Origin of the sequence: Streptomyces sp. NPDC088197 (assembly GCF_044741185.1) — a bacterium.
Lineage (GTDB): Bacteria > Actinomycetota > Actinomycetes > Streptomycetales > Streptomycetaceae > Actinacidiphila.
In genome coordinates this window covers 1-20,776 of record NZ_JBIUSD010000012.1, presented here as the reverse complement: position 1 = coordinate 20,776, position 20,776 = coordinate 1, and the positions used below count along the sequence as shown (strand labels likewise).

The window sequence follows — 20,776 nt, the reverse complement described above, 5'->3', positions numbered from 1 at the left end:
GCGTAGGGTTCCCGAGACGGGCGGGTGACGTACCCGGCCGACCGGTCGTAGAACCGTACGGATCGGACCCGGACCCCGGCCTCGGACTCCGGCGGACCGTAAGCGGAAGGGGACCCACGGAAGATGACGGAGCGTCTGGTGGTCATCGGCGGTGACGCCGCCGGGATGTCGGCCGCGTCCCAGGCCCGCCGCCGCAGAGCGGCGGACGACCTGGAGATCGTCGCGTTCGAACGCGGACGGCACACCTCGTACTCCGCCTGCGGCATCCCGTACTGGATCGGCGGCGACACCGCCGGCCCCGACGCGCTGGTCGCGCGTACCGCCGAGGAGCACCGCGAGCGCGACATCGACCTGCGGATGGGCACCGAGGTGGTCGACATCGACCTCGCCGCCGGCCGGGTGCGGGCGCGGGACGCCGACGGCCGCGAGGAGTGGACCGGCTACGACCACCTCGTCGTCGCCACCGGCGCGGAACCCGTACGGCCGCCCGTCCCCGGCATCGACGCGCCGGGCGTGCACGGCGTGCAGACCCTGGACGACGGCGAGCGCGTCCTGGCCAGCCTCGACGGGGTCGGCGTACGCCGCGCCGTGGTGGTCGGCGGCGGCTACATCGGCGTCGAGATGGCCGAGGCCCTGCTGAAGCACGGCCTCGACGTGACCCTCGTCGACCGCGCCGAGCAGCCGATGAGCACCCTCGACCCCGACATGGGACGCCTGGTGCGCGACGCGATGGAGGGACTCGGCGTCCGTGTCGTCTCCGGCGCGGCCGTCCGCGCGGTGCTCACCGGCGCCGACGGCCGGGCCCGCGCGGTCGCCACCGACGACGCCGAATACCCCGCCGACATCGTGATCCTGGGCATCGGCGTACGCCCCGGCACCGCGCTCGCCCGTGACGCGGGCCTGCCGCTGGGCGCGCACGGCGGCCTGCTGACCGACCTGGCCATGCGGGTACGCGGCCAGGAGCGGGTCTGGGCGGGCGGCGACTGCGTGGAAGTCCTCAACCTCGTCTCCGGCGACCTCCAGCACATCGCCCTCGGCACCCACGCCAACAAGCACGGCCGCATCATCGGCACCAACATCGGCGGCGGCTACGCCACCTTCCCCGGGGTCGTCGGCACCGCCGTCAGCAAGGTCTGCGACGTCGAGATCGCCCGCACCGGCCTCAAGGAGTCCCAGGCGCGCCGCGCCGGACTCCGCTACGTGACCGCCGTCATCGAGTCCACCAGCAGGGCCGGCTACTACCCGGACGCCGACCCGATGACCGTCAAGATGCTCGCGGAACGCGGCACAGGGCGGCTGCTCGGCCTCCAGATCGTCGGCCGCGAAGGCGCCGCCAAGCGGGTCGACGTCGGGGCCGTCGCGCTCACCGCGCGGATGACGGTCGAGGACATGGTCGCGCTGGACCTCGGCTACGCGCCGCCGTTCTCACCCGTGTGGGACCCGGTGCTGGTCGCCGCGCGCAAGGCGGCGGACGCGGTGGTGGCGGACGTCAGAGCGGGCTGACGGCGGTTTTCGGCAGCAATATGCGGCGGTTTGCGCTTCCGGGCCCCTGGGGTGCCTTGCGGGGCTTTGCAGAGCTTGCGCGTCCTTGCGGGTTCCCGCGTGTCCTGATGGGTGTTCGCGGCTCTTCGTGCGGCTTCGCGGTCAGGACGGGGCCGCAGCCAGCTTGCTGAGAGCTTCCAGCAACGGCGGCAGGGCGGCGCCGCGGCCGACCGGCAGCACCTCGCCGGGCGCGTCGTCCAACAGCACGAAGGCGATGTCGTCGGTCCTGCCCACCAGACTCCAGCCGGGTCCGTCCGCCCGCACCGCACCATATGCGGCCCGTACGCGGCCGGGCGGCGGCGGATTGCGTACGTACTCCTCCGCGCTTTCGAGGACGCGGCGGATGCCGGTGTGCGAGATGGCCGGCGCGGCGGGCGGGGGGCCGGCCGGGTTGTGAGGCTCGGCTTCCGTCCCGGTGCCGACGGCTGTTCCTGCGTCGGTGACCGTGCATGCGTTCGTATCCGTAGCCGTGCTGGCGTCCGCCGCCGCGTCCTCGGCCGCCTCCTGAGCCGCTTCCGCCGGTACGTCGAGTTGGTCGCGCCACTCGAACCAGCGGACCGCGATCTCGTCGGCCCCGAGGCGCCGTTGCGGCGGACCCCAGACGGAGGTGTCGGGCGGGGAGAGCGGGACACGCCCGCCCTCCTCGTCCGGCGGGTCGTGCGGGGCGGGGATGCCGGGTACGGCGACGGCGACCGGCAGCGGCCAGCCCGGCAGCGAGGCGGCCAGGCTGTTCTCGTCGGGCGCCAGGTCGTACTCGAGTCCGCAGTCCCAGGCCGCCAGCGCGCAGGCCACCGTGGCGGTGTCCGTCGTCGCCACGGTCCAGCGCGCCCCGCCGCCGTCCTGCCCGAAGACCAGGCCGTAGCCGTCGGCCAGCGGTTCGAGCCCCAACTCGGCGCAAGCGGCCGGATAGTCGTCCCCCAGGACGCCCGGGAACTGCCCCGGCGTCAGCATCGCGGCCGTCAGCACGAACAGCGCGTCGTCGTCCTCCGGGTTCTCGGCCGCGGTCATCCGTCGTTCCCTCTCGCCTCGCCCGCCGTCTCTCGTCCGCGCACCTTAACCAGCGAGTAACCTCCGCGTCGAGAGGTCGCGATGGCCGGAAATCCGCTCGGACGGTACGGCGCCGGACGGCCGGTTTCCCGACGGTCCGCACCTGGTGATCGCCCGGAGTCGGCCCGTTCCCGGCCGAGCGGTCAGCTCTTCGCGTCGTGCGCGGTCAACGTCGTTCGCAGCCAGGCCGGTTCGGTGCGGCTGGTGGCGCGGGCGATGGTGAGCCAGCGGTGCGAAGAGCGGAATTCGGACCGCAGGGTGCGTACGTGCGGTGGACGGAGGCGGCGGGCGACGGACCGGCCCGCGTCCACGTGCCCAGGCTGGGAGCGGCGTCGGGCGCGTACACCGCGCACATATCCGCGCATCCCGCGCTCGTGAACCGCCGTACGCTCTTCGTCGACCTGCCCGGCTTCGGCGTCAGCGACCGCCCCGCGGACTTCGGCTACTCGCTGGCGGAGCACGCCGACGCGCTGGCCGCGGTCCCGGACGCCGCCGATGTGCGCGGCGCCGATGTGCGCGCCGCCGATGTGTGCGGGGCCGCCCCGAGCAGGGTCAGGCGTGTCGGACGGCCACCGCCAGGTACCGCTCCGCGGAGTCGTCCAGCGATGCCAGTTCCCAGCCGGTCGCGGCCAGCAGAGGACGCAGTTGCGGCTCGGCGCGTACGTCGTCGGCGCGCAGTTCGTGCCCGCGGCGGGCGGCGAGGGCGGCGCGGCCGATCGGATGGAAGAGCGCCAACCGGCCGCCGGACCTGGTCACCCGGGCCAATTCGCGCAGTCCGGCCGCCGGGTCCGGCAGATGGTGCACGAGTCCGGCGGCGAAGACGGCGTCGAAAGCCGCGTCCCGCAACGGAAGCTCTTCGCCGGCCGCCTCGATCAGCGCTCCGTCCCGGTCCCGGCCGAGGGCGACGGCCTCCCGCAGCATCTCCGGGGTCAGATCGACACCGACCACCGTGCCCGCCGCACCGACGACGGCCCGCAGCAGCGGCAGCGCCCGCGCCGTACCGCAGCCCGCGTCCAGTGCCCGGCCGCCCGGCCGCAGCCCCAACTCGCCGACCGCCGCCGCGTAGACGGGAGTGTCGTCGGGGAACCGCTTCTCCCACCCCACGGCCTTCGCGGCGAAGAACTCCCTGACCTGGCGGCGCCCGCTCTCGAAACTGGCCATGCATCATGGTCGCATGATCACGTTCCGCTCCATCGGGCTCTTCTTGCTCGCCGCCGTCCTGGAGATCGGCGGTGCCTGGTTGATCTGGCAGGCGGTGCGCGAACACCGCGGCGTCGGCTGGGCGGGGGCCGGAATCGTCGCGCTCGGCCTCTACGGCTTCGTCGCCACACTCCAGCCCAACGCCGACTTCGGCCGGATCCTGGCGGCCTACGGCGGGGTCTTCGTGGCCGGATCTCTCCTCTGGGCGATGGCTCTAGACGGCTACCGCCCCGACCGATTCGACATCGTCGGAGCGGTCATCTGCCTGGTCGGAGTGGGTGTCATCATGTACGCGCCACGCGGCGGCTGATTTCCGCCGGTTGCCTCCTTTCACGGCTCCGGTCGGGCGCCGCCCGTCCCGAGAGGGGGTTGCCGAAGCGGGCCCGGCAGGACAGGCTCGTACCGCAGCGGAGACGGGAGGTAGGCAATGACGGTGGGCAAACCGCTCGCATGGCTGCTCGACGACCTGACGAAGCGGGTGCCGCACGTGAAGCACGCGCTCGTGCTCTCCAACGACGGGTTGGTCACGGGCGCCAGCGGCGATCTCGACCGGCCGACCGCGGAACACCTGGCCGCCGTGTCCTCGGGCTTCCACAGCCTGGCCAAGGGCGCGGGGCGGCAGTTCGCCGTCGGCGGCGTCCGTCAGACGATGGTCGAATTCGACGACGGCTTCCTCTTCGTCACCGCGGCGGGCGACGGCAGTTGCCTGTCCGTGCTCAGCGGCATGGAGGCCGATGTCGGCCAGGTCGCCTACGAGATGACGCTGCTCGTCCACCGCGTCGGCGAACACCTCGGCGTGGCTCCCCGGCAATCGGGCGCGGCACCTTCCTGAGCCGGGGCGTCCCGAAGTTATCCACAGGCTTCGAACGGGCTGTCGTCCGTACGCGATAGATTCGTCACTGTCAGTGATTGAAGTTCGCGGGGGAGTGACGACAGTGAAGACGACGAAGACGGCCAAGACAACGACGACAACGACGACAACGACGACAGCGACGACAACGCCGAAGAAGAACGCGAAGGCGACGACGGGGACGGTGCCCGCCTCGATGCCGGGGACGGGTGCCTCGGCGGCTTCCGGGGCGAGAGCCGGAGCGGCCGGGACAAGGGCCGGAGCGAGGGCCGGGACGGCAGCGGCGACGAGCGCGGGTACGGCGACCGTCGAGACGCGGCAGGTGGCGTGGACGCCCGGCGGCGGGGCGGGACAAGGGCCGGGAGGCGGGCGGGCGGCGCCGGAGACGCTGACGCTGAACCGGGCGCGGGAGGAGCTGGGCCTGGACTTCACGCTCTTCGAGCTGGCGCTCCAACTCGGCGAGATCCGCACGGTCTCGCGCGGCAGCGGCCAGTGGCGGGTGCCCGTGGACGAGGTGACCCGGCTGCGGGACGCGGAAGGCCATCCACAGGCGCTGCTCGACCGGCTCCGACTGGTGACCAGCACCGAGGGCGCGGCGATGATCGGGATCAGCCGGGACCGCCTCGTACGGCTGGCGAGGCTCGGGCTGATCCGCCCGGTGCGCTGGTACGTCAACCGGTACCGGGCGCTGGTGTGGGTGTATCTCGGCCATGAGCTGAGGGAGTTCGCCGCCGGGAGCCCCGCGATGCTGAAGGGGCGGCTGCCTGCGGGACTGCGTGACGCGCTGGACGCCGGGCAGGATCAGCGGGCCCTCGGCTGGCGGTCCCGCCGGGTCGCCCAGCTCGTACGGGACTGCCATGACGCCTGGGACGAGGCCGCCGTCTGGGCCGCGCTGCTCGGTCCCGAGGTGACCGACGACGCCGTGCCCGACCCCTTCGACCGGGCCCGGCTGCGCGGAATCCGTGTGGCGCTGCCACCGGGCCGCCCGGGACCGCTCGCCTCACCCGAGCTGACGAGAAGCCTCACGACCGCCGACCATCCGGACGAGATCGCGCTGGCCCTGGTCGCCCTCGCGGACGCGCTGGGCCGCGCCCGGACCGAACAGCCCGCACCGCACCCGGCGTTCGCCCCAGCCGACCGTCCGTCGCTCGCGCTCCCGCCTGTGGAGCGGGTGCCGCGGCAGCCTGAACGACTTCCGGAGCCGGAGCCGGAGCCGGAGCTGGAGTCGGAGCCGGAGCCGAGTGAGCCAGGCGGGCCGCACACGGGAGGGCGGCCCGCGCCCGAGCGGGCCCGGCACGCGGCGCCGCACCGGAAGCGGGGCGCCGCCCGGCCGCCGGGCAGGCCGGTGGGGGAGGGCAGGCGCCCGCGACGCGGGCTGCTGGGACTGCTGCGCGGACGGGGGTCAGCCGCCGATCTTGCGGAACAGCCCTTCCTGCATCACCGAGACCAGCAGACGTCCCCGCCGGTCGAAGATCTGCCCCCGCGCCAGACCGCGGGCACCCGTCGCGACAGGTGACTCCTGCTGGTACAGGAACCACTCGTCGGCGCGGAACGGCCGGTGGAACCACATGGCGTGGTCGAGGGACGCCATGTCGAACCCCCGCGGTCCCCACAGCGGTTCGATCGGCACACGTACGGCGTCCAGCAGCATCATGTCGCTGGCGTAGGTGAGAGCGCAGGTGTGCACGAGCGGGTCGTCGCCGAGCTGCCCGACCGCGCGCATCCACACCGCGCTGCGCGGCTCGGCGCCCTCGATCTCCTCGGGCGTCCAGCGCAGCCGCTCCACATAGCGGATCTCGAAGGGCTGGCGGCGGGTCATCCGCTCCAGTGCCTCGGGGAGCACGTCCAGATGCGCACGCAGCTCTTCGCCGAGTCCCGGCAGGTCGTCGGGCTCGGGCACCTCGGGCATCGGCAGTTGGTGCTCGAATCCCGGTTCCGGCTGATGGAAGGAGGCGGTCAGGTTGAAGATCGTCCGGCCCTGTTGGATCGCCACCACCCGCCGGGTGGTGAAGGAACGGCCGTCACGGACCCGTTCGACCTGGTACACGATGGGCACGCCGGGCCGGCCCGGCCGCAGGAAGTACGCGTGCAGCGAGTGCACCGGCCGCCCGCCGTCGGTGGTGCGGCCCGCGGCGACCAGCGCCTGCCCGGCGACCTGGCCGCCGAAAACCCGCTGCAACCGCTCCTGCGGACTCTGCCCGCGGAAGATGTCCTGCTCGATCCGCTCCAGGTCGAGCAGATCCACCAGCCTCTCGGCCGGGTTCGTCATCGCGTCCCCTTCGTCGTGCACCGGATCACAGCTCGCCGACGTCGGTCAGCCGGATCACCGCGCGGCCCTCTTCGTCGGAGGCCGCGAGGTCGACCTCGGCGGAGATCCCCCAGCCGTGGTCACCGTTGGGGTCGGCGAAGGTCTGCCGGACCCGCCACAAGCCGTGCTCCGGCTGCTCCTCGATCTGCAACAGCTTCGGGCCGCGCGCGTCGGGACCGGTGCCGAGGTCGTCGTACTCGTCCCAGTACGCGTCCATCGCCTCCGCCCAGGTGTCGGCGTCCCACCCGGCCTCGGCGTCCAACTCGCCGAGCTGGTGGTACTTCTCCAGCGCCGCCAGCTCGACCCGGCGGAACATCGCGTTGCGCACCAGCACCCGGAAGGCGCGGGAGTTGGCGGTGACCGGCTTGACCTGGTCGGCCCGCTCCGCCGCCTGCTCGGCCGTCTCCACCTCCGGATTGGCGAGCTGCTCCCACTCGTCCAGCAGGCTGGAGTCGACCTGGCGCACCAACTCGCCCAGCCACGCCGTCAGATCCTGGAAGTCCTCCGACTTCAGGTCGTCGGGCACCGTGTGCTCCAGCGCCTTGTACGCGCCGGCCAGGTAGCGCAGCACGATGCCCTCGGTGCGGGCCAGCTCGTAGTAGGAGGTGAACTCGCCGAAGGTCATGGCGCGTTCGTACATGTCACGGACGATGGACTTGGGCGACAGCGGGTGGTCGCCGACCCACGGGTGGCTCTGGCGGTAGATGCCGTAGGCGTGCGACAGCAGCTCTTCGAGGGGCTTGGGATAGGAGACGTCCTGAAGACGCTCCATCCGCTCCTCGTACTCGACACCGTCCATCTTCATCTCGGCGACGGCCTCGCCACGGGCCTTGTTCTGCTGGGCCGCCAGGATCTGCCGCGGGTCGTCGAGGGTGGACTCCACCACCGAGACCATGTCCAGGGCGTAGGAGGGGGAGTCCTTGTCGAGCAGTTCGAAGGAGGCCAGGGCGAAGGTGGACAGCGGCTGGTTGAGGGCGAAGTCCTGCTGGAGTTCGACGGTCAGCCGGATGATGCGGCCCTCGGCGTCCGGCTCGGGGAGGCGTTCGACCACACCGCCGTCGACCAGCGAGCGGTAGATGGCGATGGCCCGGCGGATGTGCCGCAACTGGTGGCGGCGGTCCTCGTGGTTGTCCTCCAGCAGGTGCCGCATCGCGTCGAAGGCGTTGCCGGGCCGGGCGATCACCGACAGCAGCATGGTGTGGGTGACGCGGAAGCGGGAGGTCAGCGGCTCCGGCTCGGCGGCGATCAGCTTCTCGAAGGTGAGATCCGACCAGTTGACGAAGCCCTCGGGCGGCTTCTTGCGGACCACCTTGCGGATCTTCTTCGGGTCGTCCCCGGCCTTGGCGAGCGCCTTCTTGTTCTCGATGACGTGCTCGGGCGCCTGCGCCACCACGAACCCGGCGGTGTCGAAACCGGCCCTCCCGGCGCGCCCCGCGATCTGGTGGAACTCCCGCGCCCGCAGCGTCCGCACCCGCGTGCCGTCGTACTTGGTGAGCGCGGTGAACAGCACGGTGCGAATCGGCACGTTGACGCCGACCCCGAGGGTGTCGGTGCCGCAGATGACCTTCAGCAGACCCGCCTGGGCGAGCTTTTCCACCAGCCGCCGGTACTTGGGCAGCATCCCCGCGTGGTGGACGCCGATGCCGTGCTTGGCGAAGCGCGCGAGGTTGCGGCCGAAGGTCGTGGTGAAGCGGAAGTGCCCGATCAGATCGGAGATGGCGTCCTTCTCCGCCTTGGTGCACATGTTGATGCTCATCAGCGCCTGGGCCCGCTCGACGGCCGCCGCCTGCGTGAAGTGCACGATGTAGACCGGGGACTGCCGGGTCTCCAGCAGTTCGGTCAGCGTCTCCGTCAAAGGCGTCGTCACATACTCGTACGACAGCGGCACCGGCCGGGTCGCCGAGCGCACGACCGCCGTGGGGCGGCCGGTCCGGCGGGTCAGGTCCTCCTCGAAGCGGGAGACGTCACCCAGCGTCGCCGACATGAGCAGGAACTGCGCCTGGGGCAGTTCGAGGATCGGGATCTGCCAGGCCCAGCCCCGGTCCGGCTCCGCGTAGAAGTGGAACTCGTCCATCACGACCTGGCCGACGTCGGCGCTCTTGCCGTCGCGCAGCGCGATGGAGGCGAGGACCTCGGCGGTACAGCAGATCACCGGCGCGTCCGGGTTGACCGAGGCGTCGCCGGTCAGCATCCCGACGTTCTCGGTGCCGAACAGCTTGCACAGGTCGAAGAACTTCTCCGACACCAGCGCCTTGATCGGCGCGGTGTAGAAGGTGACCTCGTCCCGGGCCAGGGCGGCGAAGTGCGCACCGGCCGCCACCAGGCTCTTTCCCGATCCGGTGGGGGTGGAAAGGATCACGTTCGCACCAGAGACCACCTCGATGAGCGCCTCCTCCTGCGCCGGATAGAGAGTGATCCCCTGACCCTCGGCCCACGTCGAAAACGCTTCGAAGAGGGCATCGGGGTCCGGGGCGGGAGGCATCTGATCGATAAGGGTCACCCCACCATCTTGCCTGTACCGGCGGCGCGCGGCTGAACCGGAGCGGGCCACGGTGATCATCAACGATATGGTGTGCCGTCAACGATGCGTCAACTCCGCCTGCGGGCGGCCTTGTAGGGGGCTGAGCACCACCATGATGGGACCTGCGCACTCACTCTCGGGAGCGGCGGCCTGGCTGGCCGTCGGAGCGGTCGCGGCGGGTGTGGATCATGCCATGCCCTGGCCGACGCTCGTCGTCGGTGCGCTGATCTGTGCTGGTGCCGCGCTCGCCCCCGACCTGGACCATCAGGCGGCGACCATCTCGCGCGCGTTCGGTCCGATCTCCCGCGTGCTGTGCAAGATCATCGAGCACCTGGCGCACGCCGTCTACAAGGCGACGCGGATGCAGGGCGACCCGCGACGGGCGGGCGGCCACCGCACCCTCACCCACACCTGGCTCTGGGCGGTCCTGGTCGGCGGCGGCTTCTCGGCCGGCGCGGTCTACGGCGGGCGCTGGGTGGTGCTGGTCATCTTGTTCATACACATGGTGCTCGCCGTCGAGGGACTGCTGTGGCGGCAGGCCCGGATGTCCAGTGATGTGCTGGTGTGGCTGCTCGGCGCCACCAGCGCCTGGGTGCTCGCCGACGTGCTCGACAATCCGGGCAACGGCAAGGACTGGCTGTTCACCGACCCCGGCCAGCACTACCTGTGGATCGGGCTGCCCATCGTGCTCGGCTCGCTCGTGCACTGCGTCGGTGACGCGCTGACCGTCTCCGGCTGCCCGATCCTGTGGCCGATCCCGATCGGCCGCCGCCGCTGGTACCCGATGGGACCGCCGAAGTTCATGCGCTTCCGGGCCGGGAGCTGGGTGGAGCTGAAGGTGCTCACCCCGGTCTTCTTCCTGGCGGGCGGCGGCTGCGCGCTCGGCGCGCTGGGCGTCTTCGGCTGACGCGGGACCCCTCGCACGCGAGCGGGGCCCGGCGGCAGTGCCGCCGGGCCCCGCGCCACATCACCGCGGTCAGCTGTGCCAGGACCGCCACAGCGCCGCGTAGGCACCGTCGGCGTCCACCAACTGGTGATGGCTGCCCAGCTCGCTGATCCGGCCGTCCTCGACCACCGCGATCACATCCGCGTCGTGCGCGGTGTGCAGCCGGTGCGCGATGGCGATCACGGTACGGCCGTCCAGCACCCGGGACAGCGAGCGTTCCAGATGGCGGGCGGCGCGCGGGTCGAGCAGCGAGGTCGCCTCGTCCAGCACCAGGGTGTGCGGGTCGGCCAGCACCAGCCGGGCCAGCGCGAGCTGCTGCGCCTGCGCCGGGGTGAGCACCGCGCCGCCCGAGCCCACCTCGGTGTCGAGACCGTCCGCCAGATTGCGGCCCCAGTCCTCGGCGTCCACCGCCCCTAGCGCCGTCCACAGCTCGTCGTCGGTGGCACCGGTCCGCGCCAGCCGCAGATTGTCGCGGAGCGTGCCGACGAAGACGTGGTGCTCCTGATTGACCAGCGCCACATGCTCGCGCACCCGCTCGGCGGGCATCCGGGCCAGCTGGGCCCCGCCCAGCGTGACCTCGCCCGCACGCGGCGCGTAGATCCCCGCCAGCAGCCGCCCGAGCGTGGACTTGCCCGCGCCTGACGGGCCCACCAGCGCCACCCGGGTACCCGGCGGCACCGTCAGGCTCACGCCGTGCAGCACGTCGCTGCCCGCCCGGTAGCCGAACCGCACCTGGTCGGCGGCCATCTCGCGGCCGTCGGGCGAGACCGTGTGGTCCGGCTCGTCCTCGGCCACCTCGCGCACCCCGACCAGCCGGGCCAGCGACACCTGGGCGACCTGCAACTCGTCGTACCAGCGCAGGATCATGTTCACCGGGTCGACGAGCATCTGCGCGTACAGCGCGCCCGTGGTCAGCTCGCCGACCGTCATCCAGCCGTTGAGGGCGAAGCTGCCGCCGATCATCAGCACCGCGACCACGATCAGCGCGTGCGTCATGTTGATCACCGGGAACAGCACGCTGCGCAGCCACATCGTGTAGCGCTCCCACGCCACCCACTGCCCGATCCGCTGCCGCGACAGCTTCTCGCGCCGGTCGCCGAGACCGTGCGCCTCGATGGTGCGGCCGGCGTCCACGGACTCCGCCAGCGCCGCCGCCACCGCCGCGTACCCCGCCGCCTCCGAGCGGTAGGCCCCCGGGGCGCGCCGGAAGTACCAGCGGCAGCCGACCAGCAGCAGCGGCAGCGCGACCAGCACCGACAGGGCGAGCGGCGGCGAGGTCACGGTCAGCGCGCCGAGCAGCAGCCCGGCCCAGACCACGGCGATGGCCAGCTCGGGCACCGCCTCGCGCATCGCGTTCGACAGCCGGTCGATGTCCGTCGTGATCCGCGACAGCAGATCGCCCGTGCCCGCCCGCTCCAGCACACCCGGCGGCAGCGACACCGACCGTACGAGGAAGTCCTCGCGCAGATCGGCCAGCATCTCCTCGCCGAGGATCGCGCCGCGCAGCCGTACCAGCCGCACGAAGTACGCCTGCACCACGAGGGCGGCCAGGAACAGGCTGACGGCCCGCCCGAGATGGATGTCCCGGTCGCCCTTCGACAGGTCCTCGACCAGACCGCCGAGCAGGTAGGGCCCCACCATCGAGGCCAGCACCGACACGGTGTTGACGGTCACCAGCAGGGCGAAGGCACCGCGATGCCGCTTCGCCAGTTCGCGCACATAGCCGCGCACGGTCGCGGGGGAGCCCACCGGCAGCGTGGCGCTCTGCTGCGGCGCGGCCGGGTCGTACTCCGGCGGTCGCAGGCCGATCATGCGGATTCCTCCATCGATGTGTGGGGTACGGCCCCGGAGCCCGCGACGGCAGCGGTGACGGGGCTGTGGCCGGGATCGCGGTCGTCGGACGGCTCGCTCTCGCGGGTCACCACCGCCCGGTAGCGCGGGTCGGTGCGCAGCAGTTCGTGGTGGTCGCCGACCGACGTCGCCGTGCCCTCGTCCACGAAGACCACCAGGTCGGCGCGGTCCAGCACGAGCGGGCTCGACGTGAGCACCACCGTCGTGCGACCCGCGCGCAGTTCCTTGAGGCCGCGCGCGATCCTGGCCTCGGTGTGCGCGTCGACCGCCGAGGTCGGCTCGTCGAGCACCAGCACCTCGGGGTCGGCGATCAGCGACCTGGCCAGTGCCAGGCGCTGCCGTTGGCCGCCGGACAGCGACCGGCCGCGCTCGGTGATCCGCGCCGACATCGGGTCGCCCGCCACCCCCGCGGGGTCGGCGGCGGACTGCGCGAGCGCGTCCAGCACGTCCGCGCACTGCGCGGCGGTGAGGGCCTGCTCCGCCGTGACCCGGCCGGAGGACGGCACACCCAGCAGTTCCGTCAGCGTTCCCGACAGCAGCACCGGGTCCTTGTCCTGGACGAGCACGGCGGCGCGGGCCGCCGCGAGCGGCAGCGCGTCCAGTGCCCGCCCGCCCAGCAGCGCCGACGCCTCGCCCTCGGCGCGGACCGGGCTGTGCCCGCCGAGCCGGTCGGCCAGTACGCCCGCCGCGTCCGGGTCGCCGCACACCACGGCGGTCAGCAGCCCGGCCGGAGCGCGCAGCCCCGACTCCGGGTCGTACATCTCCCCGACCAGAGCGCCCGCCTCCTCGGGAGCGACGCTCCCCTCGGAGAAGACGGCCGCGCCCCCGGCGGTCTCCCGGGTCAGCGCCAGTACGCGCGCGGCCCGCTTCGCAGAGGGCCGCGAGAAGGACCAGGCCATGGCGATCTCCTCGAAATTCCGCAGTGGGAACATCAGGAAGGCCACCGAGCCGTAGACGGTCACCAGCGCGCCGACCGAGATCCGGCCGTCCATCGCCAGCCGGGCGCCGTCCCAGGCGACGGCCACCAGCAGCAGCCCCGGCAGCACCACCTGGACGGCACTGATCGCCGCCCACATCCGGGCGCTGTGCACGGCGGCGGTCCTGACCTGCTGGGACGCGCGACGGTAGCGGTCGAGGAACAGTTCCTCGCCGCCGATGCCGCGCAGCACCCGCAGTCCGGCGACGGTGTCGGAGGCCAGTTCCGTGGCCTTGCCCGCCTTCTCCCGCTGGAGGTCGGCCCGCTTGGTGGCGGCGGGAAGCAGCGGCAGTACGGCCAGCGCCAGCACCGGTACGGACGCGGCCACGATCACGCCGAGCGCGGGCTCGTAGACGACCAGCGCGACGGCCACGCCTACCGTGGCGACCAGGGCGGAGGTGAAGCGCGCCAGCGCCTCGACGAACCACCCGATCTTCTCCACGTCTCCGGTGCTGACCGCGACGACCTCGCCCGCAGCGACCCGGCGGGTGAGCACCGAGCCCAGCTCGACCGTCTTACCGGCGAGCAACTGCTGGACCCGCGCCGCGACGCTGATCCAGTTCGTGACGGCCGTACGGTGCAGCATCGTGTCGCCGAGCGCGGTGAGCACGCCGAGCAGCAGCATCAGCCCGCCCGACAAGGCCAGCCGTGACCCCGAGCGGTCCACGACCGACTGCACGGCCATTCCGACGGCCGCGGGGAACGACGCGACGGCCGCCATGTGCAGGATGCCCCACGCGGTGGCGGCTGCCAGGCCCTTCCCCTCGCGGAACGACAGCCAGAGCAGGAAGCGGAATCCCGTCCGGGCGTCGGGGACGCCCGGATCGGACAGGGGGAGCTTACGGAGGGACGGCATGGTGTCCTGAGTTCGGTGCGGGTGTGAGCGAGTGTCGGCGGACGAGGCTACGGCCGCGGGTTGCGGATACGGCCGCCGGAGGTTCGCGCGGGATGTCGGCGGGCAGCCGCGTACCTGACGACTCCGCCCGTGCGGACATCCCGCCGGAATCCGGTCGGAGAGGAGCAAGGCTCGTCTTGCGGCCCGTACCGGGTCAACAGGTTTTCCGGTGAGCGACGGGAACGAGCCGAGGTCCGCGGAGGAGTGTTTCGGCAACAACTTGCAGCAAAACAGCGAAAGTTCTTCCGCCGACATCTTGACGTGTACGCACACACGGCGGGAAGCTCCTGGGCGGAACCCGAGGACCCCGAGGACAACGGGGCCCGCACCCCCCACCCGGCGGCCAGGCGCGTGGCTGCCTTCGAGGGCAGAACTCTGCCCGTTCACCGAAGGAGCCGCCCATGAGATCCCGCGTCCTGAACGGCGCGCTGGCCGCGATCGTCGCCGCCGCCGGTCTGTTCGCCCTCTCCTCGCAACAGGCGGACGCCACGCCGCCCGGCAGCAAGGACGTCACCGCGACGCTCTTCCAGTGGAAGTTCGACTCCGTGGCGAAGGCCTGCACGGACACCCTCGGCCCCGCGGGCTACGGCTTCGTCGAGGTCTCCCCGGCCTCCGAGCAGATCCAGGGCGACCAGTGGTGGACCTCGTACCAGCCGGTCAGCTACAAGATCGCCGGGCGGCTCGGCAACGAGAGCTCGTTCCAGAACATGGTCAGCACCTGCCACAGCGCGGGCGTCAAGGTCGTCGCCGACGCGGTGATCAACCACATGACGTCGGGCTCCGGCACCGGCACGGGCGGTACGACGTACAGCAAGTACAACTACCCGGGCTACTACCAGAACCAGGACTTCCACACCTGCCGCAGTGACATCAACAACTACGGCGACCGCAACAACGTCCAGAACTGCGAGCTGGTCGGCCTCGCCGACCTCGACACCGGCAGCGACTACGTGCGCGGCACCATCGCCGCCTACCTCAACCACCTGATCGCGCTGGGCGTCGACGGCTTCCGGGTGGACGCCGCCAAGCACATGGCCGAGACCGACCTGGCCGCCATCAAGGCCAAGCTCAGCAATCCGGGCATCTACTGGGCCCAGGAGGCCATCTACGGCGCGGGCGAGGCCGTACAGCCGGGCGAGTACGTCAACACCGGTGACGTGGACGCCTTCCAGGGCGCCTTCGACCTCAAGCGCATCTTCACCGGTGACAAGCTGGCCTCCCTCAGCAACTGGGGCGCGTCGTGGGGCGCGGGCTACCTGTCGAGCGACAAGGCCCGCACCTTCGTGGACAACTGGGACACCGAGCGCAACGGCTCGACCCTCAGCTACAAGAACGGCGCCACGTACACCCTCGCCAACGTCTACCTGCTGGCCTGGCCGTACGGCTCGCCCAACGTCTACTCCGGCTACGAGTTCTCCAACAACGACGCCGGCGCGCCCAACGGCGGCACCGTCAACGCCTGCTACAGCGACGGCTGGAAGTGCCAGCACGCCTGGCCGCAGATCGCCAACATGGTCGGCTTCCGCAACGCGGTCTCCGGCACCGCCGTCACCAACTGGTGGTCCAACGGCAACAACGCCATCGCGTTCGGCCGCGGCAGCAAGGGCTATGTGGCGATCAACCACGAGGGCGGCTCGCTCACCCAGACCTTCACCACCTCACTGCCCGCCGGCTCCTACTGCGACGTCCAGCACAGCGGCACCAGCTACACCGTCGGCTCCGACGGCAAGTTCACCGCCACCATCGGCTCCAACGACGCGGTCGCGCTGTACGTCGGCGCGCCCTGCGGCAGCGGCACGACGAACGGGGGCACGACCAACGGCGGCACCACGAACGGCGGCACCACGAGCGGCAGCACCGGGGGCAGCACCAACCCGTCGTCCGCCGCGTCCTTCGCGGTGAACGCCACCACGGTCTTCGGCCAGAACATCTACGTCGTCGGCGACAACTCCACCCTCGGCAACTGGAACACCGGTAGCGCCCTGCTGCTGTCGTCGGCGAGCTACCCGGTCTGGAAGCTCAACGTGGCGATGCCCGCGGGCACCTCGTTCCAGTACAAGTACATACGGAAGGACGGAAGCGGCAACGTGACGTGGGAATCCGGCGCCAACCGAACGGCGACGGTCCCGTCGAGCGGGGCGGTCACACTCAACGACACCTGGCGTAATTGATCTGCTCATCGACCGATTACCCCTCTGTGGTGAGGACCGGCACACTGTGGTGTTCCAATTCCTGACTACAGAGGGGACCCCCCACCCATGAGAGGCTTCCGGACGTTCCTGCTCCGCGGCAACGTCGTCGACCTCGCGGTCGGCATCGTCATCGGCGCGGCCTTCACCGCTCTGGTGACCGCCTTCGTCAAGGCGTTCCTGACGCCGCTCATCGGCCTGGCCTCCGGCGCCACGGGCAACTTCGCCACTCAGAAGTTCACGGTCTCCAGCGTGACCTTCCCCTACGGCGCCTTCATCGACGCGGTGATCAGCTTCGTGATCGTCGCCGCGGTGATCTACTTCCTGGTCGTCCTGCCGATGAACCGCATGCAGGAGAGGTTCTTCCCCAAGGCGGCGGCGGCCCCGGTCCGCGAGTGCCCCGAGTGCCTGACCGCGATACCGACCGCCGCCCGCCGGTGCAGCGCCTGCACCGCCGAGGTCGGGCCGCAGATCGGCGGCCAGACCGCCCCGGCGGACCTGGCCGAGTGAGCCCGCGGGCGCCGCTCAGCGCGACGGCCGGTGGCCGCCGCCGTGCGGCGCCTCCTCGTCGAGTACGGCCAGCAGCGCGGTGAGTGCCGCGCGCTGGCCGTCGTCGAGCGGGGCCAGCAGTTCGGCGGCGGCCGTACGGCGGGCCCCGCGCAGCTCCAGCAGCGCGGTGCCGCCCGCCTCGGTCAGCTCGATCCTGATCACCCGGCGGTTGCTCGGATCGGGCACCCGCCGTACCAGCTCCAGCCCCTCCAGCGCGTCCACCAGGGTCGTCACGGCCCGCGGCACGACCTCCAGGCGCTGGGCGAGATCGGCCATCCGCGGCGGCTCGTCGCAGTGCGCGAGGGTGCGCAGCAGCCGCGCCTGGGCCGGGGTGATCCCCAGCGGCTCCATGAGGTGGCGCTGGGACTTGTGCAGGCGGCGGCTCAGCCGGATGAGCTGGTCGGCGAGCCGCCCGGTGATCTCGTCCGGCGCGGTCGTGGCGAGGCCGGCGGTCACCGGGCCCGGCGGCACGGCTGTCGTACGGGATTCCATGTGGCGAGCGTATCAGGACCATGTCCATTGTGAGCATAGGTAACAATGACCTATACTCCCAATGTCAGCATCTGCCTGAACTCTCAAGGAGTCCTTTGCGCCCCGATCACGAACGAGAACTCGCCTCCCGGTGGACACCACCGAAGAAGAAGCCCGACACCCCCGTCGACATGCGCCGCATCCTGCGGCTCTTCCGTCCCTACCGCGGCCGCCTCGCCGTCGTCGGCGCCCTGGTCGGCCTCTCCTCCCTCGTGTCGGTCGCCTCGCCGTTCCTGCTGCGGGCGATCCTCGACACCGCGATACCGCAGGGCCGCACCGGCCTGCTGAGCCTGCTCGCCCTCGGCATGATCGCCACCGCCGTCGCCACCGGCGTCTTCGGTGTGCTCCAGACCCTGATCTCCACCACCGTCGGCCAGCGCGTCATGCACGACCTGCGCACCGCCGTCTACGAACGCCTCCAGCGCATGTCGCTGGCCTTCTTCACCCGCACCCGCACCGGCGAGGTGCAGTCCAGGATCGCCAACGACATCGGCGGCATGCAGGCCACCGTCACCTCGACCGCGACCTCCCTGGTCTCCAACCTCACGGCGGTCATCGCCTCCGTCATCGCGATGCTCGCCCTCGACTGGCGGCTGACCGTCGTCTCGCTGCTGCTGCTCCCGCTCTTCGTCTGGATCGCCCGCCGGGTCGGCCGCGAACGCAAGCGGATCGCCACCAACCGGCAGCGGCAGATGGCCTCGATGTCCGCGATCGTCACCGAGTCGCTGTCCGTCAGCGGCATCCTGCTCGGCCGCACCATGGGCCGTTCCGACTCCCTGACCCGCGACTTCTCGACCGAGTCCGAGCGCCTGGTCGACCTCGAAGTGCGCTCCAGCATGTCCGGCCGCTGGCGGATGTCCACCATCGGCATCGTCATGTCGGCGATGCCCGCACTGCTCTACTGGGCCGCCGGTCTGACCATGTCCAACGGCGCGCCCGCCGTCTCCATCGGCACCCTCGTCGCCTTCGTCTCGCTCCAGCAGGGCCTCTTCCGCCCGTCCGTGTCGCTGCTGTCGACCGGCGTGGACGTCCAGACCTCGCTCGCGCTCTTCCAGCGCATCTTCGAATACCTCGACCTGCCCGTCGACATCACCGAGCGCCCCGACGCCCGGACCCTGGACCGGGTACGCGGCGACGTCCGCTTCGAGCACGTCGACTTCGCCTACGACCCCGAGTCCGGCGCGCCGACCCTGCGCGACATCGACATCACCGTCCCCGCGGGCAGCAGCCTCGCCGTCGTCGGCGCCACCGGCTCCGGCAAGAGCACCCTGAGCTACCTGGTGCCCCGGCTGTACGACGTGACCGGCGGCAAGGTGACGCTCGACGGCACCGACGTACGCGACCTCACCTTCGACACCCTCGCCGACGCGGTGGGCGTCGTCTCCCAGGAGACGTACCTCTTCCACGCCTCGGTCGCCGAGAACCTGCGCTTCGCCAAGCCCGAGGCCACCGACGACGAGATCCGCGCCGCCGCGAAGGCCGCCCAGATCCACGACCACATCTCCGGGCTGCCCGACGGCTACGACACCCTCGTCGGCGAACGCGGCTACCGCTTCTCCGGCGGCGAGAAGCAGCGCCTGGCCATCGCCCGCACCATCCTCCGCGACCCGCCCGTCCTCATCCTGGACGAGGCCACCAGCGCGCTCGACACCCGGACCGAACACGACGTCCAGGAAGCGATCGACTCGCTGTCCGCGGGACGCACCACCATCACGATCGCCCACCGGCTGTCCACCGTGCGCGACGCCGACCAGATCGTGGTCCTCGACGCGGGCCGGATCATGGAGCGCGGCACGCACGACGAACTGCTCGCCCAGGACGGCCGCTACGCCGCGCTCGTACGGCGCGACTCGCAGCTCGCCACCACCGCCTCGTAACGCGGAAGGGGCCGCCGCCCCGACCTTACTCATGGGTAAGGTGAGACTGCGGCGGGAATCGCCCGCCCGCTCAGGAGGTGCCCGGTGCCCGCACGTTCCACTCGACTGCTCGTCGGCCTGCTCGCCGGAGCCGGCGCCACCCACTTCCTCGCCCCCGGACCGTACGAGGCGATCGTGCCCGAGTCCCTTCCGGGCAGCCCCCGCGCCTGGACCCGCGCCAGCGGCGTCGCCGAACTCGCGCTGGCCGCCGCCGTCGCCCTCCCCGCGACCCGCCGCACCGGCGCCCTGGTCACCGCCGGATTCTTCGCCGCCGTCTTCCCCGCCAACGTCAAGATGGCCTACGACTGGCGGCACCGCCCCGCACCCCTGAAGGCCGCGGCCTACGCCCGGCTCCCTGTCCAGATTCCTCTGGTGGTGTGGGCGCTGAAGGTCAGCCGCTCGGCGGCGGACCCACGAGGATGACGTCCAGGGTGCGGGGGCCGTGGACGCCTTCGACGCGGTCGAGTTCGATGTCGCTGGTGGCGGAGGGGCCTGAGATCCAGGTCTGGGGCCGGGTGGCGTCCAGGCGAGGCAGAGCCAGGGGGACCGACGCGACCACCTGATCCGGTGCCCGCACGACGCAGATGTGGTGGTCGGGGACGAGCGTGAGAATCCGCCGCCCCTGGTCGTCGCCCGCGTCCAGCACGATGGTGCCGGTCTCGGCGACGGCCAGCGCGCAACCGGTGATCACACTGTCGACCTCGTCCAACTGCGCCGCGGTCAGCGGCGGTACGTCGTCCAGCAACCGTGCCCCGCCGATCCCGGCCAGCCACTCCCTCGGGACCCCCGCCGGGACGACCGCCGTCCGCGCACCCCGCTCGGCCAGCAGCCGCGCCACCGCGGGTGCCAGCCCCACCTGATCGGTGCGGTGCACCTTCGCCCGGTAGTCGGTGAGGTTCTCCGCGAGCAGATCGACGGTCTCGTCCGGGGTGCGGTCCGCGTGCACGGTGAGGTAGTCGCGTGCTGTGTACGTGGTGGCCGGTGCCGGGCTGTCCGACGTGGTGCCCAGGGCGTTGCGGATGCGGGTGAGGACGGTGTCGCGGGAGGTCACTGGCCGTTCTCCTTGGTCTGGGGGTGGTTGGCTGGTTGGTTTTTCTGCCACCAGTCGCGGAAGGTCTGTGGGGGGAGGGTGGGGAGGTCGCGGGTGGCGGTCCAGGCTTTGGCGGGTCCGGGGAGTCGTTGGGGGTGGAGGTGTCGGGTGCGGGTGGCGAGGCGCTGGCCCTGGCGCATGAGGGCGGGGTGGTCGAGTGTCCAGCGGGCGGCGCGCATGGTGGCGCGTTCGGCGGCGTGGCCTTTGGCGGGCTTGATGGTGACGCGTTGGCCGTTGTGGGTGGTGGTGGCGCCTTCGGCGACGCGTTCACGGAGGTGGACGAGGACTTCGGGGATGTTGATGGCGACGGGGCAGACGTCGTAGCAGGCGCCGCAGAGGGTGGAGGCGTAGGGGAGGGAGGCGTC

The 20,776-nt window shown here is 71.7% G+C and carries 19 protein-coding genes; 9 read left to right on the top strand and 10 right to left on the bottom strand.

Going from position 1 to position 20,776, the window contains the following annotated elements; genetic code table 11:
• Positions 1 to 123 precede the first annotated feature (123 nt).
• A complete protein-coding gene (locus tag ACIOC1_RS25740; RefSeq protein ID WP_391045704.1) occupies positions 124 to 1,503 on the top strand; it encodes an FAD-dependent oxidoreductase in 1,380 nt (459 codons plus the stop codon).
• Between the two features lie 141 nt (positions 1,504 to 1,644).
• Here ACIOC1_RS25740 and ACIOC1_RS25735 read toward each other — a convergent pair whose 3' ends face one another.
• The 3 genes from ACIOC1_RS25735 to ACIOC1_RS25725 form a co-directional block, all read right to left on the bottom strand.
• The gene (locus ACIOC1_RS25735) at positions 1,645 to 2,550 is read right to left on the bottom strand and encodes a hypothetical protein (protein ID WP_401856488.1); all 906 of its coding nucleotides are present in this window, start codon (positions 2,548 to 2,550) and stop codon (positions 1,645 to 1,647) included.
• 182 nt (positions 2,551 to 2,732) lie between these two features.
• Positions 2,733 to 2,900 carry a hypothetical protein gene (locus tag ACIOC1_RS25730; protein ID WP_401856487.1) on the bottom strand — a complete coding sequence of 56 codons (168 nt, stop codon included), beginning with the start codon at positions 2,898 to 2,900 and terminating at the stop codon, positions 2,733 to 2,735.
• A gap of 241 nt (positions 2,901 to 3,141) precedes the next feature.
• Complete coding sequence (locus tag ACIOC1_RS25725) at positions 3,142 to 3,750, bottom strand: class I SAM-dependent methyltransferase (protein ID WP_401718602.1); 609 nt, start codon at positions 3,748 to 3,750, stop codon at positions 3,142 to 3,144.
• 13 nt (positions 3,751 to 3,763) lie between these two features.
• Between ACIOC1_RS25725 and ACIOC1_RS25720 the strand changes: the two genes are divergently transcribed.
• The 3 genes from ACIOC1_RS25720 to ACIOC1_RS25710 all read left to right on the top strand — a co-directional run bounded on the left by ACIOC1_RS25720 (position 3,764) and on the right by ACIOC1_RS25710 (position 6,155).
• Positions 3,764 to 4,099 (top strand): YnfA family protein, encoded by a 336-nt coding sequence (locus ACIOC1_RS25720; protein ID WP_355346642.1) that lies wholly within the window; start codon positions 3,764 to 3,766, stop codon positions 4,097 to 4,099.
• 117 nt (positions 4,100 to 4,216) lie between these two features.
• A complete protein-coding gene (locus ACIOC1_RS25715; protein WP_401856486.1) occupies positions 4,217 to 4,621 on the top strand; it encodes a roadblock/LC7 domain-containing protein in 405 nt (134 codons plus the stop codon).
• Between the two features lie 103 nt (positions 4,622 to 4,724).
• Positions 4,725 to 6,155, top strand: coding sequence for a DUF6397 family protein (locus ACIOC1_RS25710; protein ID WP_401856485.1), 1,431 nt, complete (start codon positions 4,725 to 4,727; stop codon positions 6,153 to 6,155).
• Here ACIOC1_RS25710 and ACIOC1_RS25705 read toward each other — a convergent pair.
• Together ACIOC1_RS25705 and ACIOC1_RS25700 are read right to left on the bottom strand one after the other, a co-directional pair.
• Positions 6,042 to 6,908, bottom strand: coding sequence for an acyl-CoA thioesterase II (locus ACIOC1_RS25705; protein ID WP_355346636.1), 867 nt, complete (start codon positions 6,906 to 6,908; stop codon positions 6,042 to 6,044). The two genes, ACIOC1_RS25710 and ACIOC1_RS25705, sit on opposite strands and share 114 nt — an antisense overlap.
• Positions 6,909 to 6,933: 25 nt before the next feature.
• Positions 6,934 to 9,447, bottom strand: a complete 2,514-nt coding sequence (locus ACIOC1_RS25700; protein ID WP_391045692.1) for a DUF3516 domain-containing protein — start codon at positions 9,445 to 9,447, stop codon at positions 6,934 to 6,936.
• Positions 9,448 to 9,580: 133 nt separating this feature from the next.
• Here ACIOC1_RS25700 and ACIOC1_RS25695 point away from each other — a divergent pair, with 133 nt between their 5' ends.
• Positions 9,581 to 10,375 carry a metal-dependent hydrolase gene (locus ACIOC1_RS25695; RefSeq protein WP_355346630.1) on the top strand — a complete coding sequence of 265 codons (795 nt, stop codon included), beginning with the start codon at positions 9,581 to 9,583 and terminating at the stop codon, positions 10,373 to 10,375.
• Between the two features lie 69 nt (positions 10,376 to 10,444).
• Here ACIOC1_RS25695 and ACIOC1_RS25690 read toward each other — a convergent pair whose 3' ends face one another.
• Complete coding sequence (locus tag ACIOC1_RS25690) at positions 10,445 to 12,226, bottom strand: ABC transporter ATP-binding protein (protein WP_401856484.1); 1,782 nt, start codon at positions 12,224 to 12,226, stop codon at positions 10,445 to 10,447.
• Positions 12,223 to 14,097, bottom strand: a complete 1,875-nt coding sequence (locus tag ACIOC1_RS25685) for an ABC transporter transmembrane domain-containing protein (protein WP_391045687.1) — start codon at positions 14,095 to 14,097, stop codon at positions 12,223 to 12,225. The genes ACIOC1_RS25690 and ACIOC1_RS25685 overlap by 4 nt, the downstream gene beginning before the upstream one ends.
• Before the next feature lie 440 nt (positions 14,098 to 14,537).
• On the opposite strand from ACIOC1_RS25685, the gene ACIOC1_RS25680 reads away from it, so the two are divergent.
• Positions 14,538 to 16,307 carry a carbohydrate-binding module family 20 domain-containing protein gene (locus tag ACIOC1_RS25680; RefSeq protein ID WP_355346622.1) on the top strand — a complete coding sequence of 590 codons (1,770 nt, stop codon included), beginning with the start codon at positions 14,538 to 14,540 and terminating at the stop codon, positions 16,305 to 16,307.
• Between the two features lie 87 nt (positions 16,308 to 16,394).
• Positions 16,395 to 16,835, top strand: coding sequence for a large conductance mechanosensitive channel protein MscL (gene mscL, locus ACIOC1_RS25675; RefSeq protein WP_355346619.1), 441 nt, complete (start codon positions 16,395 to 16,397; stop codon positions 16,833 to 16,835).
• A gap of 15 nt (positions 16,836 to 16,850) precedes the next feature.
• On the opposite strand, the gene ACIOC1_RS25670 is transcribed toward mscL, so the two are convergent.
• The gene (locus ACIOC1_RS25670; protein ID WP_401314608.1) at positions 16,851 to 17,366 is read right to left on the bottom strand and encodes a MarR family winged helix-turn-helix transcriptional regulator; all 516 of its coding nucleotides are present in this window, start codon (positions 17,364 to 17,366) and stop codon (positions 16,851 to 16,853) included.
• 95 nt (positions 17,367 to 17,461) lie between these two features.
• Between ACIOC1_RS25670 and ACIOC1_RS25665 the strand changes: the two genes are divergently transcribed.
• Both ACIOC1_RS25665 and ACIOC1_RS25660 read left to right on the top strand, forming a co-directional pair.
• The gene (locus ACIOC1_RS25665; RefSeq protein WP_391045677.1) at positions 17,462 to 19,282 is read left to right on the top strand and encodes an ABC transporter transmembrane domain-containing protein; all 1,821 of its coding nucleotides are present in this window, start codon (positions 17,462 to 17,464) and stop codon (positions 19,280 to 19,282) included.
• 84 nt (positions 19,283 to 19,366) lie between these two features.
• The gene (locus tag ACIOC1_RS25660; RefSeq protein ID WP_355346613.1) at positions 19,367 to 19,744 is read left to right on the top strand and encodes a hypothetical protein; all 378 of its coding nucleotides are present in this window, start codon (positions 19,367 to 19,369) and stop codon (positions 19,742 to 19,744) included.
• Here ACIOC1_RS25660 and ACIOC1_RS25655 read toward each other — a convergent pair.
• Both ACIOC1_RS25655 and ACIOC1_RS25650 read right to left on the bottom strand, forming a co-directional pair.
• Entirely contained in the window at positions 19,713 to 20,372 is a 660-nt protein-coding gene (locus ACIOC1_RS25655; protein WP_401856483.1) for a lactate utilization protein C, read from the bottom strand. The genes ACIOC1_RS25660 and ACIOC1_RS25655 overlap by 32 nt on opposite strands.
• Positions 20,369 to 20,776, bottom strand: a 408-nt coding sequence (locus ACIOC1_RS25650) for a lactate utilisation protein LutB domain-containing protein (RefSeq protein ID WP_401856482.1), incomplete at its 5' end; no start/stop codon positions are given. The genes ACIOC1_RS25650 and ACIOC1_RS25655, both read right to left, overlap by 4 nt.